We start from the raw sequence: 15,207 nt of genomic DNA, 5'->3' as shown, positions 1-15,207 counted from the left end.
GGGTTCCAGCATTTCGCCCACTTCTTTGAACATTTCCCCGGACATCATCAGATCGGATACGAAATATTCGCCGGCACTGAACAATTCACCAACCTTGATCATCCCGGCTTCCCCTTCTTTAAGAATCTCTAAGGGATCGGTCCCGTTATCGAGTTCTTGCTGTACTGTTTCCATCAGCTCGTCCATTTCCAGTTTCGCCAGCAATTCACTAATTTTCGCCATTTTTTTATCCTCCATTTGATTTGATTGATTATTTTTTTATTTGAACCACACATTTTCAGAGGAGAACTCATCAGCTATTAAAGAATATATAAAACTAATCCGATTTACGGAAAAATAACTTTATAATCCATTTGGATTTGTGTTAATATTATAGTGATGAGCACTCCTTTTAGCGCTTCCCGTGTACGTTATGGCCCGCAATGCCTGTACCTGTGGAATTTTAAGGAGTCTCTTTTTTTATTTCAACCATGCATTGTACCTCCAAATTTAATTTAGTTACTTTATAATACCGATGGTATCATCGGTGATTACCGTTTAGTGATGATGCCCACAGGTTTCATCATGATGATGGTGATCATGACAGACCGGACAGGGCTGTTCTTCTGACTCCACCAATTCTCCACCATCGTGAATTGTCTCTTTATAATCGGTCATCAGGCCGTAGACACTGCAGGTTCTTTCCAGAGCCATATGAAAACAGGTGAGATTGGTTTCCTTTGAAATATTAGCAACGATGGCATTAAAGGTCAACCTTCCTTCCTGGCTATTGCCTTGCGAATTAAGGATTTCAGCGTTTACCGGCCGGTCGGCGGCAACGCTGCTGAATTTGATGAAATTTCCCTCATCCAGTTCAATCAGCCCCTTGATATGACCAATGGTTATATTTTCTGCTTTGCTTAATTGCTCCACATAATTCTGAATAAAAAAGCAACCGATTTCCAGCCATTTTTCATTCTGCAATGCTTGTCTCGATAACAATTTTGTCTCGATTGCCAGGGTTTGAAATACATTCTGATACATTGTTCTCACTCCGTTCAAATTTATTTAAGCATGTCTTTGATCTGGTTCGCGGTCAGTTCATTCACATCGATTTGTGCAATTGAAACGCCCGGGTTGTACTGCCTGATTACCTGTTCGGATTGCTCGATTTCCGCTGCGGTCGCCACATCAATTTTATTAATCACCGCCAGATCCGCAAGCGGAATGGCTGCTTCCAGATAAGGTTCCAGCACCGCAACCAGCATTTCCACCCGGGTCGGATCCATGATCATCACATTTTTGATTTTTTGTTGTGTGAACCCGCAGTGAGCCAAAGTTGGATACAGGGCTGACGGATCAGCCGCTCCCGAAGGCTCCATCAGGATGTATTCAGTATCATATTTCTCCTGTAGTTGACGTATGGTGTCTTCGAGACTGATCGCCAGCGTACAGCAGATACAGCCGCCAAATATTTCCCAGACATCATAACCCAATTTTTTCATCTGTAAATTATCGATCCCGATTTCACCAATCTCATTAATGATAATGGCACATTTCTTATTATTCCCGGCCAGATATTCTGCACATTTTAAAAGTAATGATGTCTTCCCGGAACCGAGAAAACCGGTAAAAAGTATTAATTTGTTATCTATCATCATTCACCTCCAGCCCAACTTATACGTACAAGTAAGTATGGATACAATATAAACCTTTGTAAACGATTTGTCAATCACTAAATTCATAAAAAATTATTTTTTTAAGAAAAAACGTTTCAGGCTTTTTGCAGGCAGTCCTGCCGGTGCGAGTGCCAGTGCGATTGTTTACTCGATTGTCGAAACCGCCAAGGCGAATCATTTGAACCCATACAAATATCTCGAATTTCTATTTAAAAATCTTCCAGCAATTCCATTGCTGTTCCTCCTTTTAAAAAACAAAAAAGCTCTAATCAAGCGGTATTGTTCCGCTAAATTAAAACTTTTTTCTTTGATATATAATATTTTAGGTATCTTGTTATTACCTGCTTAATTATTCAGTTATCATCGTTCATTTTTCTAAAATGCTTTCAGCATCAGATCTGAATGTTCAAGCAATGCTTCATATGCACTGGCAGAATCTCCTTCGCATATGGCATTCAATATTTTTCGATGACACTCATATACCTCTTTTCTAGATAGTTTTTTATCTGTAAACTGTACTTCAGGATGATTATAAAATCCCATCGAGGAATACTGCAGATTATTAAAATAAGGATCTCTCAATGACTCAAGTAACTCCTTATGGAACTGCTGGTCTAAAGCAAAATATTCACCAAAATCCTGCTGTTCATCAAGCATTTTCTCCATTTTTTCCGTCAGATTTTTTAGTTTCTTGACCGATGGATTCTTCTTATCTTTTTGATAGGTCTTAGCCAGCGTTGCCACACAATAACCCTCAATTGCACAACTAAAATGGTAATGTTGCATTAAATCTTCTTTTGTTATTTGATGCAGCCGAATACCACGACTTGGTAAAATATCAATTCGTTTTTCATCCACTAATTTTTGAATGGCATCTCTGACTGGCGTTTTGGACATATCCATAGTGGCAGTCAAGACATTTAGAGAATATATCTCACCATATATAAGTTTCTTATCATTTATCATTTGAATGAATTTATCATAAGCTTCATCCTTTAATAAAAAAGACATCCCCGATTCCCCCATGTATCTTCTCTTAAATATTTCAATCATTTACGCCTACTCATTATACTATACGAAAAATAAAGACGCAAGGAGGCAGCCGTTCCTCCGACTGCCTCCTTGCATCTTTATGTATAATTTACCTATTCCATGTTTAAACGTCTAATTTAAAGTTTTCTTCTTTCAGAACTTCCTTCAATTTTACAATACAGCTATCATCCCATTTACCATATACCGTAATTTTAGCAAGTGCTTCATCAAATCTCTTCATATCGTTGGCGGTAAAACTAATATTCGGAATTTCCATGTTGAAATGAACAATTTCTTCATTCATCATCCCAGGAATTGGCACAATAAAATCTTCCTTATGAAGTAACCATGCAATAGCTGCCTGCGCATAAGAACATCCTTTTTCTTTTGACATCTGATCAAGAATTTCTAGTATTGGCTGATTTTTTATGATATTTTCATCGCTAAATCTAGCTGCGAAACGTTTAGCATCATCATTCTTATAGACCATACCCGGCTTATATGCTCCTGTCAAAAATCCACCCGCAAGTGGCATATATGGCACAAATCCAATACCACGTTCTTTGCATGCTGCTAAAACCCCATCCTCTGGATCTCGTTCCATAAGAGAATATTCATTCTGGATAGCAGCTACCGGTGTTACAGCATGTGCAATTTTAATTTGATCTACTGTTGCTCTAGACATACCCCATGCACGAATCTTTCCTTTTTGAATAAATTTTGCCATATAACCGGCCACTTCATCTAGTGGAACATCATCCGTAACACGATGCATATAGTAAAGATCGATGTAATCCGTATCCAAACGTTTTAAAGATGCATCAAGACGACCTTCAATTTGTTCCTCAACAGTTCCTTTAGATGGATCTGTTACAGGATGTGCCTCTGGATTGTACTTTGTGCTAAGACATACTTCATGTCGAATCGGTTTTAATGCCTCTCCAACTAAAATTTCATTATGGCCATCTGCATATATGTCTGCTGTATCAAAAAGTGTACAGCCAAGTTCATGCGCCAAACGCATTAGTCTAATGCTTTCTGCACGTGGTGGTGGGGTTCCATGTCCATGTGAATAGTCCATACATCCCATGCCCATTTCAGCAACTTCAAGTGAACCTAATTTTCTTTTTTTCAAGATGTGTTTCTCCCTTTGTTTGTTAAATTTTTATTACATAACCGATATATCGGTATATTGGTTATGTAATATATCTCTTATTTCTGCATTTGTCAATAGAAAATTAGAAAAATCAATTACTTTTAAATTCATAAAAAATTATTTTTTTATGAAAAAACGTTTCAGGCTTTTTTGTTTCGGAGTTCGAAGGCAAGTGCAAAAAAGACAAAACCCTCGCCAGCAAACTGACGAGGGTAGCTATTCTAATAAGCTATCGAATTCCGCAACGGAATCTGGAAATGGCAAAACAATTGATCTGGATAACGAATCACCCCAAAGCCTTGGACCACGGCGAAATCTGCCATGGCTTCGATCACTTTCGTCAAACACATTACACCTCCTTTGCTAATTGTTCATTTACTATTCGTTCAATTAGCAACTCAGCTTTTACATGGTAGTTGATGAACTTTGAAGTTGATTTTTAAAATATCTTGATCAAATAATTTTAAAATGCGTCAAGGAGGGTATTCATTTTATAACCGACATAGTATTGGGGAGGTAAAGAAAATGAATATTGAACAAGTGATCAAGAACCTGAAAAAAATTGATGGTTCCCGGGATATCTGGCGGGACATCATTAAAGCCTTTGAGGGCTTTTCTTTTAATGGGGTGACGGAAGTCGCCATCGAATCGCAGATGGATGACGAAATTATTCAGGCTTTTATCGATACCGACGGCTCGCCGGTGATCCAGATTGCCCTGGATCAGTGGGCCGATGGTACCTACGTGGTCATTGATGCGTCGCAACTCCGCTGACCACTTCTGATCCAGAAATAAAAAACACGGTGCAAATGGTCTCAACTTCCATTTGCACCGTGTCTTTTTATTTTTAACAGCGCCAGCCTTTTAAATTCTTTGTTTGAATACCGGCTTTCCGGGCATATAGTTAATTAGAAACATTCCAATTATCGATTTTAAGCGAGGGTTTTATGGAGACGCCAGTTTTACAGGTTACCAATCTATCCAAGAGCATTAAGAATAAAGAAATTGTTAAAGACATCAGCTTTCAGCTTAACAAGGGGGAAGTTTTAGGCTTTTTAGGACCCAATGGCGCCGGCAAATCGACGACCTTAAGAATGCTGGTTGGTTTGTCACGGCCCAGCACTGGTACCGTATCAATCTGCGGACATGGGATTAGTGACGATTACGTCCAGGCGATGGCGCATGTCGGCTGCATCATTGAAGGCCCGGATCTGTACGAGTATCTGAGCGGCTATAAAAACCTGGAGCTCTTAGGTGCCATGTCCCGGCATGTCACCAAGGCCGCCATTGATGATGCCATCGCCCTGGTCGGCATGGAAAAGCGCATCCATGATAAGGTGAGCATTTATTCGATGGGCATGAAACAGCGGATCGGCCTAGCCCAGGCCCTGATTCATCAACCCGATTTACTGATTCTTGATGAACCGACCAATGGCCTTGATCCCCAGGGCATCCATGAATTTCGGGAAATTGTCAAATCCCTGGCCAAAGATAAGGGGATTTCAGTGCTCATTTCATCGCATCTGATCAGCGAAGTGCAATTGATGTGCGACCGGGTCTGCATTATCAATCAGGGGATGCTAGTCCGGGACGGCGCGGTGACGGAGATGCTATCAACCGGTGAAATCGTCTGGGTTGTAAACAATCCCCGCCAGGGCCAAAAAATCTTCAGCGAGCAGTTTCAGCTTGAGGCCCGGATCACGACTCAAAACGAACTGATTGCCGCCATCGACCTGGAAAACCTGCCCAAAATCAATTCCGCCATGATCGCTGCCGGCCTGAAACTGCAAACCGTGGCAGCTAAAAACACCACTCTGGAGGAGCTGTTCCTGCGCCTGACCAACCAGAAAACCATTCAATAAAAAAAATCAGTAGAAAGGATACGATGATGCTAAACCTCATTCGCAATGAAGTCACCAAACTGCTGTTAAAGAAGAAACTATTCCTGATTATCGGGTTGCTGATCATTTTCATCACCCTGCTTTCCTATGGCCAGCAATATACCTATGAAAAAAATATTGACCGCTTTGAAAATCTGTCCGGCGCCGGAACCTATGATTGGAAAAGCCTGGCCACCCAGCGGCTGGAGGATCTGGAAAAGCGCCTTGACAGCCCCTATATTCCCGCTGAGGGGATTGCCTCCATTGACATTGAAATCAAACAGCTGCGTTATTTTATCGATAACGATATTAACCCAATTACCCCCAGTGCCGCCAAGTTCAGCGTCGATTTTGTGGAGCAGGGCATTTCGTTGCTGATTCCGCTGATCATTGTAATCCTCGCCGCTGATCTGGTCTCCGGGGAATTTTCAACCGGGACCATTAAGGTGTTGTTAACCCGGGCGGTGCCGCGCTGGAAAATTCTGCTGAGCAAGCTGATTGCGCTGCTTTTGATGACCACCCTGGTGGTCTTGATCATGGGGCTGCTGGCGGTCCTGATCTCCTATCTTTTCTTTGGCCAATGGGGCTTTGATGAACCCGTTGCCACCGGCTTTCGCCTGATCGACGGGCAATTAAACGCTGATGCGGTGATTCTGGTCAGCCGCTTTGAGTACACCATCCTCATTTATTCACTGACCTGGTACGTCGCGATTGTGATTGCCGCTCTGACCCTGTTGATTTCGATTATCGTTGATAATACCGTCTCGGCCATTGGGGTATTGATGGCGGCCCTGATTGGCGGACAATTTCTGCAGTTTTTTCTGTCCGACTGGCCCATCGTCAAGTTCTTTTTTGTTACCAATCTGGACCTCACCCGGTATTTAACCGGCTCCTATCAGCCGATTCCGGGGATGAGCCTGAATTTTTCCATCATCACCCTGGGAATCTGGGGCTTACTGGCGCTGCTGCTCGGGTTTCAGATTTTTAGTCGCAAAGATGTACTGGTCTAAAAGGAGGCAATCATGATCAAAAAAATATGGCCATTGATCTTAATCGTATCGGTCGCCCTGATACTTATTTTTGTGACCGGCGTGATCATTGCGATTACCATCACCAATGGCGGCGACAAAAATCCGGACGACCTTGGCGAGCCCGCTGAGACTATTGAAACTGAACCAATCAGCGCCGCTAACAGTATTCTGGTGCTGGGCGATTCGATCGGATACGGCGTCGGTGATGAACCGGACATGGGTATCGGCAAACGCTATGCGGCGCTAATTAATCCCGATAATCTCCTCACGGTGGTAAATCTGTCAGTGTCTGGAGCGATCAGCGCTGATCTGGCCGCGCTGGTCGTCGCCCCGGAAAATGCCGCCTTTATTTCCGCCGCCGACTTAATTATTATCTCGATTGGCGGCAATGATTTGAATCGCCTCCAGTATCAGGATGCCCTGTCTTTGGATGCAGCCTTTCAGGACATCCTTAGCCGCTATCAGGAGCATCTAGAAGCGACGATCAGCCGTATTCGCGCGCTGAATCCCGAGGCTCAAATCGCCCTGATTGGTTTATATAATCCCTATCCCGATCAGGATCCGCAAAAATCGCAAAAGCTGTTTGAATGGAATTATCAAACCCAGCTGCTCGCCGCTGCCGATAATAAGACGGCCTATATTCCCATTGATGACGCCTTTAAATATCATCTGCAAACCTATCTGGCAGCCGATCAGTTTCACCCCAGCAGCAGCGGCTATCAGGTCATTGCCGAAGCCCTGGACCGCATTTTAAACGGCATCGATTAAGAAAATAACCTGACCAGAATCAGCGATCATGGTGGCCAGCAGAAACGAAAGGATAGCCAGAAAAAATGAAAAAAATAATCATCAACGATACGATGCAACAAGGCTTTTATTACTTAAATGAAGCCATGGGGACAAATTTTGATCCCGACTTTAAGCCGGAGCTCTCCCCCAAAGCACTGTTGGCGATAGGCCTTTTCGGAGGCAAGTACATGACCGATTGCCGGTCTGAATTTCCCGAGGATTGGTATGATAATGCCAAACTTTCACCAGCCCGAAAAGATATTTCCTTAAATTATTATCAGGTCGATGCTTCGCAGCCCCTTAGCGTCTGGCAGGCCAACGGCTGGATCAACCCCATCGATCCCCGGGGCTGGTTTCAATGGTATTGCCGCTATTATTATGGCCGCCGCGTTCCTGACGAAGACCGCCGCCAGATCAAGCGCTGGAAAGCGATGGTGCGCCATATCGGCGCGATTAAAAAGAATTGCCAGCAAATGGATCAAAACTATCGCAAAAAACAGCGCCAGGCGCTGCTGCACTGGGCTTATGACAGTCGCAATCTTTAAACGTAAATTCGACTGGTTTCGTGACTGAAGTCATAATAAACACCCTTTTCATAGCATCATCGACAGCTATAAAAAGGGTGTTCCTATTTGTGATTTTATATTTTTTTAATTGCTTTAAATGATTCTAATTGCATCATCCCTTTCTGTCGCCCATCGGCATTTGAGGTTAACAATTATTGACTGCTTTACTCAATTTCAATTTGTTTAGTCAGTTCCGGTTTCACCTGCTTAGGTACGGTGATCGTCAGAACCCCCTCGTTGAGCTTGGCTTTAATGTCGTCCGATGCGGCATCGGCCAAAAAGATATTCCGGGTCATGGCTGAGAATTTTCGCTCCCGATGAACATAATTTTTTTCTTTTTCTTCTTTCGTTTCTTCCTTCTTGACGGTTATCTGCAGTCGTCCTTCATCTAAGGAAAGATTAATCTCGTCCTTCTGAATACCTGGGAGCTCTGCTTCAACGATATATTCATTTTCATTATCCTGAAGATCAATTTTGAAGGTATCACCAGCTAAACTTCTTCGCATCGGCCACCCTTCTGCAAAAAAGTCGTCAAGCATATTTTGAAAATCATCAAAACCGGTATTCATCAAATCATTTCTTTTTCGGTTAAACGGAATCAGTGCTGTCATCATAAACCACTCCTTTACATTTTGTATTTTTGTTAGCACTCTCATATAGCGAGTGCTAACTATGGTTATTTTATACCACCTTTTTGGCCAATTGTCAATACTTCAATTGAAGCCTTTTAAGTTATTTTTAAGCTACCCTAGTTTGAGCGCTTACTTTGCTCGTCTAGTGCTTTTTCACGTTGATGATCATTACTTTGCGAACGTATTTAATCGATCAATAATTAATTTACGACGTGTTATTTGCAATTTTTTAAGTAGATCAAGGATTCTCAATTAGTCAAACAAGGTGCTGGCAACGAAAAAAACCCCAACCATTACGGTGACGGGGTTTTGTTGCTAACACAACGGGATCAAATTGTTTTACTACTTGTCATAAAGGATATTTTTGCGCAACGTCTCGGCCTCGTTCGCGCCGGCTAAAACGCTCACCAGTTCCAGGGCAAAATCCACCGCTTTTCCCGGGCCCCGGGCGGTGATCAGATTGCCGTCCCGAACGACCGCGTCCTGTTGATAGATTGAATCGGGCAGATCCGCTTCAAAGCCGGGGTAAGAGGTCAGTTTTTTACCAGCGATGATCCCAGCTTTGGCTAAAACAATCGGCCCGGCACAGATCGCCGCCACTACTTTACCGGCGGCAGCCATGTCGCTGACGATTTTGATAACCCGGGGATCGTCTCTTAGATTGGCGGCTCCAGGCATGCCACCGGGAATAACAACCGCCGTGTAGGCGTCGAGGTTTTGTAGATCATCAATGTGGTGATCGGCTTTGACCGCAATCTGATGGCTTCCGGAAACCATCAGGCTATCGCCGATGGCCACCATATCAACCCGAATCGACTTGATTCTTCGTAAATAATCGACAACGGTTAAGGCTTCCACTTCTTCAAATCCTGGTGCTAAAAAAACAATTACGTTCATCATCATTATTCTTCTCCCTTTATCCGGTTTTTCAATTTTTATGATTTTACAATGCCATTAGTCAAAATAGATGCTGCCGCCGATGAATTCACGCAGTATTGAATTAAAAGGCACTTTCTCCGTATTCATTGGCTCACAGAACGATAGAATATTAAGCAGCCGGTCCCTTGTCTTCACATAGGGGCTGTTATCATCGATTTTATTTAAGGATGCTTCAGCAAAAGGTCTCATGGCATTTAATTCGTAAAGAAGGCTCGAATTAAACATTACGTCCGATTCTTCCTGGAATTTAAACACGTTTTTATACTCCCCGCGGCGGACATTTTCCCACTGATCCAGGGTATCCTCGGGATGGGTACCGCGGAACTGATCGCCTCTAACGATTCGCCTGATCAGCCGTACTTCAGAACTTGGCACTCTGTTTTCCAAGTTGAAATTTAATTGAAACAGCGAGCTGAGGTAGACTTTAAATAGCATGTTTCGGTTAACACCCAAAAACAATAGCGGATTCAAGGCATGGATTCCTTCGACGACAAGTATTTCATCGTGTCCGACGCGCAGGCGCCTTGTTTGGGTCGAACGATGGCCGGTTTTAAAATCATAGATCGGCGTTTCAATCGTTTTTCCATTGATCAGTTCGCCCAGCTGCTGCTGCAAATAGGGAAGATCCAAAGCTTCCAGGCAATCGAAATCGGGCTTGCCATCCTCAGTAAGCGGCGTCACTTCGCGGTTCACAAAATAATCATCCATCGCAAGCGTAACCGGCTTTAATCCGTTCACACTCAACTGGGTCGATAATCGTTGTGCAAAAGTCGTCTTCCCGGAAGAAGACGGCCCCGAAATCAGCAGTACCCGCAGGGCCCGCTGCTGCTGCAGAATCATCACGGCAATATCGGATATCTCCTTTTCATGGAGGGCTTCGGCCATCCCCAGTAGCTTCAGGCTGGCGCTGCTGATGACAAAGTCATTAACATCATTTAGCAACTCGATATTTATATTTTTTAACCACTTTTGCGTCTTCTCATACATGGCCGAGAGTTTATCTGGCGGTATCAACGAGGTGCTGCAATCGCGGTCAATGTCTCCAAAGTCAACAATAAAACCGTCTGCATAAGGAATCACACAGAAAGGATCCATATTTTTAACGTTTGTTTCGCAGGGATAAATCATTTTAACAACATAGTCATCAACCCGATAAAAGTAGTAGCCCCCCTCATGCTTCAAAAAGTCAATTTCAGGATTTCCCAATATCCATTCTTTGAGTTTCTTTTCAATTTGATAGACTTCTCTAATTGAAATTGCCGAGTCGGCAAACCGGCAAAACACGCCCTCCATAATTGAATAAGCGGTTTTAAGTAATTCTTGAGGAAAAAGCTGCCGAATGACAATGATCAATCCGAGTTTGCAAGTCTGCCGGTTTTGAATTAAATGTGTTTCTCGCATAGCCACACCTTCTTTCGATTTATTTAATTATTGGGTATCTTCGTAACAGACACCGGTTTGATTGTTTTTTTCTTGTCCGTAGCGGTACCTTCAACGCGGTTAATCGTTAATTTCTGCGCTTCCCAGACAGTTACTCGCTGCAACCAATTGACAAAGTTCTTTGCACAAATTAAGTGACCGGTTACAGCAACCTATTCCCTTAACGATTAGCTTCGTAAAAAGCTTTCAATTCTTTTTTTAGATTTTCATCTAAATAATGCCAGCGAATTCCCTGAATTGCTCCCTCTAACCCGCAAAGCCGATTATAACAGGCTGATGAATCAATGGCTCTGATCCTTAGCCAGGCTTCCCGACTTCCTGCTTCAGCCAGATCATCGGGCGTATTGATCCCAATCGCATTAAGCTGCTTTTTCATTTCTTTTCCAATGTTTGGCAGGCTTGTAAGCTCAGCCTTCTCAATCGGATTATTTTCATTCATTCTCGTTCTCCTTTCAAATTGGTACTCACTAAAAAACCTAAACAGGGCAGTTTTGACAACAATCCCTCCGCTCAGTGATGCTGTTACTATCAATAAGGTCGAATGTTGACATCATGCCGCACCCCCATCACTTAATCATTATATACATCAATCAGTTTACCAGTGCCGTCATATAACTCGGCCGGATCACTCTCGCTGTTATTCCAGGTCCCGCCGCCATCAAGCCAATGAAAATCGATGCCGGAATTATTGGCTGAATCGCCGCTTTTAACCGTGGCACCGGCCGCCAGGCTAAAGGCCGGAAAGGTAAATGTCTGATTACCTCTCACCGAGACAATTTTCCAGCCGTTCAGATCGACTGCACTGGTGCCAGCATTTTTGATGACAATATACTCGGCCTTTTTATCCAGCTCGCTGATGGTGACGCCGCTGCTGTTCTGTCCATTTTGACTGGTGAGGCCCAGTCCCTGGTTGACCTCATCGGGATTGACATTATCAAATTCATCACGAATCACGTTGCCCTTCAAGGTGTAGGTATAACTGTAATGACTGGGGATCTGGGTCGTGGTTGACGGATAGGTAATCACCGCCGTAAAATCGCTGCAGCCCCCAGCATCGCGAATGACCTTTTCGATATAAGCCTGATCGCCGTGTCGATTCAGGGTACTATCCTGGGGGGTAATATTATAAGCATTGGACACCCCACCAAGGGAATCGGCAATGACATGGCCCTCATCCAAGGTGGGACTTTCGGTGCCGGGAACCTTGGCCTCATCGGGATAATATCGTCCCGTGTCCAAAACCGGTTCCTTATCATCATCCTGTAAAATAATTTTTGCCGCCGTAACCTTAATCAATTGCCCATATTCATTGGTAAAAGCATAATACTCGCGATCCCCAAAACCAATATCGACCACCACATTGGGCAGCCGCTCACCCGACAGATCCCCACCATCGACTTCGATCCAGGTATATCCTTCAAAATCCGGTTTATTTAGGACATTAAGGGCACTACAACCCGAAAATACGAATAAAGATATCAGGATCAGCACCAGTACAACGGCTGCTTTCCCTGGTATGTGTTTGCTCAACTTTTTAATTTGTGACATTTTCGTTTCCCCTTTTTAAATTATTATACTTAATTGACCTTTAAAAGGCTATTAAAAGAATACCCTTCAGTTCAGTTTCTCTGGTTATTTGTGGTTTTATTTTTTGACGATATCGCTGATCACTACCTCAGAATAAAAATCAGTATGAGGTGGTGTCGGGCACAACACCGATAAACAAAACGTTCCAACGCTACATTCGCTCTGTAGATCATAACGGTTTAGTAACAACTAAAAGTAAAAAGCTTCTGTAGCCCTGTCGGAGCGCAGCGGAGATTGGCCGTGGCCATGTTTAATTACCAAATACTAGGGTACAAAAGTATTGTCTAATCGAACGGTCTTTGATTCTTAACGTCGAATATTTTATGAGGTGAGGATATGTAGGTGTATTCCAAAGCTGAATTAGAGAGTATAGTTAGGTTTTTGATCGAATCGTGATAATTGTTCGAATATATTCAGATCCGGTTAAACTTTGCGATGAATCGATGTATGTGGCATTTAATTTAAAGATAATGCAAATTCAGCAAAAAGGAGAGACTTATATGGACAAAAGAAGAAAGATATTAATATTAGGAATATCGCTATTCGTGATATTTATAATATTAACTGTCGGCGTTATTACCGATAATATTGCAGACAAAAATGACGAAAATGCTGGCTTAATTAGTATACCCTTTAGTTCTTTAGATCTAGAAAAAGAAAATTACGCAAAAGTTGTAAAGCAATTAGAGGATGCCGGTTTTGTTAATGTAGTGACTCTTAAAATTGAAGATCTAAGTTTGGGTATTGTTACAAAAGATGGTGAAGTGGAATCTCTTACTATTGATAGTGGAATCTCTTACTATTGATGGCGAAGAAAATTTTTCGAACGGTGATAGATTCGATAAAAATGCCAAAATAACAGTATCTTATCATACCTTTCCTGAGAAAAATGAATCAGCAATTGAAGCACCTGAAACCGAAGTACCTAAGACTGAAGCACCTAAAGAAGTTACTGTAGAAGATTATACAGAAGTAAATCGATTAATTAATGAAAGTCTGTTGTTATCTCAGGGTTGGGCTTTAGGTAAATTAGATGGGAATGGTAATCCGACAGAAAATGGTACCCCTAATGCCGCATTTGCATTTTCTCTCTATGTTTATAACATAGAATATTTAGGAGCTAAATTAAGAGTCACGGTAGATCCTAGTTTTATGCAGTTAAGTGATGCAGAAAAAACAGCTATCGCAAATGATGTCCAAGGAAGTGTTTATTCGCTAACGAATAATAGACCATATACAACATTTTTTGTAAATGGCAACGCCATTGGAAATTCGAAAATTACTGATTCCCAAAGTTTTAAATGGGATTAATGCGATAACGGTTTACCAGCTTATTATCCATTAAAATACTACTAAGATTACTGGTAAATTATTTTAACGATATGAATGGTGCTAACCTACTATAAAATTAATACTGTTTTTGAAAACACTGCCTATAAGCATCTCAATTGGGGTGCTTTTTTTATGCCTGTTCTCTGAAAAAGACATAAAGAGAAATTCTTTTTTATCTCGTTTCACGTGTTCAAGCGTTGGTTTAAAAAATGCTAATAGACTGTCACAATTCCATTCCGTCTTTTTTTTTGTCATCATTTTTATAAACACTGCTGGATCTGTCCAATCAAAACGATGATGGAACAGCTATTTCACCATCCCCACAATTATTTCAAATAGCGTTTTAACTGTTCATAAAAGTTTTTCCGGGTACCGGCCATGATGACAACGACCACTTTATCATCCTCATACTCAAGCGTATAAGCCAGCTCGTAATTTGTTTTATTGTAGTAGATATCATATCCGAATATGCCGGATAGGTCTCCATTTTTTTCATCACCGATCGTATGATCCTCTAAAATCAGATCAATGGCCTGTTGATAGGCCAGTTTGAGTTGTTTATCTTTTAATTTTTTCAGAAACCGGGCGGCCGGCGGCAGGACAATCAGTTTCGCCATGATTATTCCTGCTCACTAAAAATTTCATCATAACTGAAAAATTCGCCCTTTCCTTTTGCCGCTTCGGTTGCCTTTTCCAGCATTTTTTCAACCGCTGGCCGGACTTTTTTCTGTTCCTCTTTGAATTTTTGAAGCAGCAATTCACCCTGATACCCCTGGGCAATTAAGTCCGCCAAAATTTCCTCAGAAAACTCTCCGCTGGTGTTTTCTCGGACCGGTTTGATTAAGATCATATTATTTTGCAGAATGCACTCCGCCTCTTTACCAAATCCCAGGGCTTCTAAATATTTTTGAGGGATCGTAATTTGCCATTTACCGGAAATATGAATGGTTTTGCGTTCTAAAATGGTTCCTCTTGACATCTAAACCGCCTCACTTTCGATGTATTTCCTAGTTTCTTTGAATTTATTATTCACGGATCCTAGCATAGATCAAGCCGCGTGTTTTATATCGGTTGGGTGACTGACAGGCTTAGGTCAAGTCAACCACCCTTTCAAAACCTACCGGACCCCTCCCAAAACACAAAACCCGCCAGTTTCCTGGCGGGT

At 42.3% G+C, this 15,207-nt stretch carries 20 protein-coding genes and 1 pseudogene; 8 read left to right on the top strand and 13 right to left on the bottom strand.

Going from position 1 to position 15,207, the window contains the following annotated elements; all coding sequences use genetic code 11:
* From ACEW8F_RS14405 to ACEW8F_RS14395, 3 genes are all read right to left on the bottom strand, one after another.
* Window positions 1–222: B12-binding domain-containing protein (locus ACEW8F_RS14405; RefSeq protein ID WP_373484159.1), on the bottom strand; the 222-nt coding region annotated here is incomplete at its 3' end.
* A 315-nt stretch (window positions 223–537) separates the two neighbouring features.
* Window positions 538–1,023 (bottom strand): hypothetical protein, encoded by a 486-nt coding sequence (locus ACEW8F_RS14400; RefSeq protein WP_373484158.1) that lies wholly within the window; start codon window positions 1,021–1,023, stop codon window positions 538–540.
* A gap of 20 nt (window positions 1,024–1,043) precedes the next feature.
* Window positions 1,044–1,640, bottom strand: a complete 597-nt coding sequence (locus ACEW8F_RS14395) for a GTP-binding protein (protein WP_373484157.1) — start codon at window positions 1,638–1,640, stop codon at window positions 1,044–1,046.
* Between the two features lie 118 nt (window positions 1,641–1,758).
* Between ACEW8F_RS14395 and ACEW8F_RS14390 the strand changes: the two are divergent.
* Window positions 1,759–1,887 (top strand): annotated as a pseudogene (locus tag ACEW8F_RS14390) (transposase domain-containing protein); the annotation flags it as partial.
* A 146-nt stretch (window positions 1,888–2,033) separates the two neighbouring features.
* Here the strand turns inward: ACEW8F_RS14390 and ACEW8F_RS14385 are convergent.
* The 3 genes from ACEW8F_RS14385 to ACEW8F_RS14375 all read right to left on the bottom strand — a co-directional run bounded on the left by ACEW8F_RS14385 (window position 2,034) and on the right by ACEW8F_RS14375 (window position 4,196).
* Complete coding sequence (locus ACEW8F_RS14385) at window positions 2,034–2,711, bottom strand: GntR family transcriptional regulator (protein ID WP_373484156.1); 678 nt, start codon at window positions 2,709–2,711, stop codon at window positions 2,034–2,036.
* 103 nt (window positions 2,712–2,814) lie between these two features.
* Window positions 2,815–3,825, bottom strand: a complete 1,011-nt coding sequence (locus ACEW8F_RS14380; protein WP_373484155.1) for an aldo/keto reductase — start codon at window positions 3,823–3,825, stop codon at window positions 2,815–2,817.
* A 242-nt stretch (window positions 3,826–4,067) separates the two neighbouring features.
* Entirely contained in the window at window positions 4,068–4,196 is a 129-nt protein-coding gene (locus ACEW8F_RS14375; protein ID WP_373484154.1) for a hypothetical protein, read from the bottom strand.
* 175 nt (window positions 4,197–4,371) lie between these two features.
* Between ACEW8F_RS14375 and ACEW8F_RS14370 the strand changes: the two genes are divergently transcribed.
* From ACEW8F_RS14370 to ACEW8F_RS14350, 5 genes are all read left to right on the top strand, one after another.
* Window positions 4,372–4,620: a hypothetical protein gene (locus ACEW8F_RS14370; RefSeq protein ID WP_373484153.1), complete on the top strand. Its 249-nt coding sequence runs from the start codon at window positions 4,372–4,374 to the stop codon at window positions 4,618–4,620.
* Window positions 4,621–4,793: 173 nt separating this feature from the next.
* Window positions 4,794–5,708, top strand: a complete 915-nt coding sequence (locus tag ACEW8F_RS14365; RefSeq protein ID WP_373484152.1) for an ABC transporter ATP-binding protein — start codon at window positions 4,794–4,796, stop codon at window positions 5,706–5,708.
* Window positions 5,709–5,731: 23 nt separating this feature from the next.
* Window positions 5,732–6,736, top strand: coding sequence for an ABC transporter permease subunit (locus ACEW8F_RS14360; protein WP_373484151.1), 1,005 nt, complete (start codon window positions 5,732–5,734; stop codon window positions 6,734–6,736).
* A 12-nt stretch (window positions 6,737–6,748) separates the two neighbouring features.
* Window positions 6,749–7,525 (top strand): GDSL-type esterase/lipase family protein, encoded by a 777-nt coding sequence (locus ACEW8F_RS14355; protein ID WP_373484150.1) that lies wholly within the window; start codon window positions 6,749–6,751, stop codon window positions 7,523–7,525.
* Between the two features lie 65 nt (window positions 7,526–7,590).
* Window positions 7,591–8,091 (top strand): hypothetical protein, encoded by a 501-nt coding sequence (locus ACEW8F_RS14350; protein WP_373484149.1) that lies wholly within the window; start codon window positions 7,591–7,593, stop codon window positions 8,089–8,091.
* A gap of 185 nt (window positions 8,092–8,276) precedes the next feature.
* Here the strand turns inward: ACEW8F_RS14350 and ACEW8F_RS14345 are convergent, their stop codons facing one another.
* The 5 genes from ACEW8F_RS14345 to ACEW8F_RS14325 form a co-directional block, all read right to left on the bottom strand.
* Window positions 8,277–8,726, bottom strand: a complete 450-nt coding sequence (locus ACEW8F_RS14345) for an Hsp20 family protein (RefSeq protein WP_373484148.1) — start codon at window positions 8,724–8,726, stop codon at window positions 8,277–8,279.
* A gap of 360 nt (window positions 8,727–9,086) precedes the next feature.
* Window positions 9,087–9,644 carry a DJ-1 family glyoxalase III gene (locus tag ACEW8F_RS14340; protein ID WP_373484161.1) on the bottom strand — a complete coding sequence of 186 codons (558 nt, stop codon included), beginning with the start codon at window positions 9,642–9,644 and terminating at the stop codon, window positions 9,087–9,089.
* Window positions 9,645–9,698: 54 nt separating this feature from the next.
* Window positions 9,699–11,084, bottom strand: coding sequence for a uridine kinase (locus tag ACEW8F_RS14335; RefSeq protein WP_373484147.1), 1,386 nt, complete (start codon window positions 11,082–11,084; stop codon window positions 9,699–9,701).
* Window positions 11,085–11,283: 199 nt separating this feature from the next.
* On the bottom strand, window positions 11,284–11,562 hold the full coding sequence (locus ACEW8F_RS14330; protein WP_373484146.1) for a TfoX/Sxy family protein: 279 nt from the start codon (window positions 11,560–11,562) through the stop codon (window positions 11,284–11,286).
* A 131-nt stretch (window positions 11,563–11,693) separates the two neighbouring features.
* A complete protein-coding gene (locus ACEW8F_RS14325) occupies window positions 11,694–12,671 on the bottom strand; it encodes a lamin tail domain-containing protein (protein WP_373484145.1) in 978 nt (325 codons plus the stop codon).
* A 539-nt stretch (window positions 12,672–13,210) separates the two neighbouring features.
* On the opposite strand from ACEW8F_RS14325, the gene ACEW8F_RS14320 reads away from it, so the two are divergent.
* Window positions 13,211–13,516, top strand: a complete 306-nt coding sequence (locus ACEW8F_RS14320) for a hypothetical protein (protein WP_373484144.1) — start codon at window positions 13,211–13,213, stop codon at window positions 13,514–13,516.
* On the top strand, window positions 13,491–14,021 hold the full coding sequence (locus ACEW8F_RS14315; protein ID WP_373484143.1) for a hypothetical protein: 531 nt from the start codon (window positions 13,491–13,493) through the stop codon (window positions 14,019–14,021). Before ACEW8F_RS14320 ends, ACEW8F_RS14315 begins: the two co-directional genes overlap by 26 nt.
* A 347-nt stretch (window positions 14,022–14,368) precedes the next feature.
* On the opposite strand, the gene ACEW8F_RS14310 is transcribed toward ACEW8F_RS14315, so the two are convergent.
* On the bottom strand, window positions 14,369–14,659 hold the full coding sequence (locus tag ACEW8F_RS14310; protein WP_373484142.1) for a type II toxin-antitoxin system RelE/ParE family toxin: 291 nt from the start codon (window positions 14,657–14,659) through the stop codon (window positions 14,369–14,371).
* A gap of 2 nt (window positions 14,660–14,661) precedes the next feature.
* Entirely contained in the window at window positions 14,662–15,021 is a 360-nt protein-coding gene (locus ACEW8F_RS14305; RefSeq protein WP_373484141.1) for an AbrB/MazE/SpoVT family DNA-binding domain-containing protein, read from the bottom strand.
* Window positions 15,022–15,207 lie beyond the last annotated feature (186 nt).

It is taken from the genome of Acetobacterium sp. (assembly GCF_041752335.1).
Taxonomy (GTDB): Bacteria; Bacillota; Clostridia; order Eubacteriales; family Eubacteriaceae; genus Acetobacterium.
This window is presented reverse-complemented; position numbering and strand designations above follow the sequence as displayed.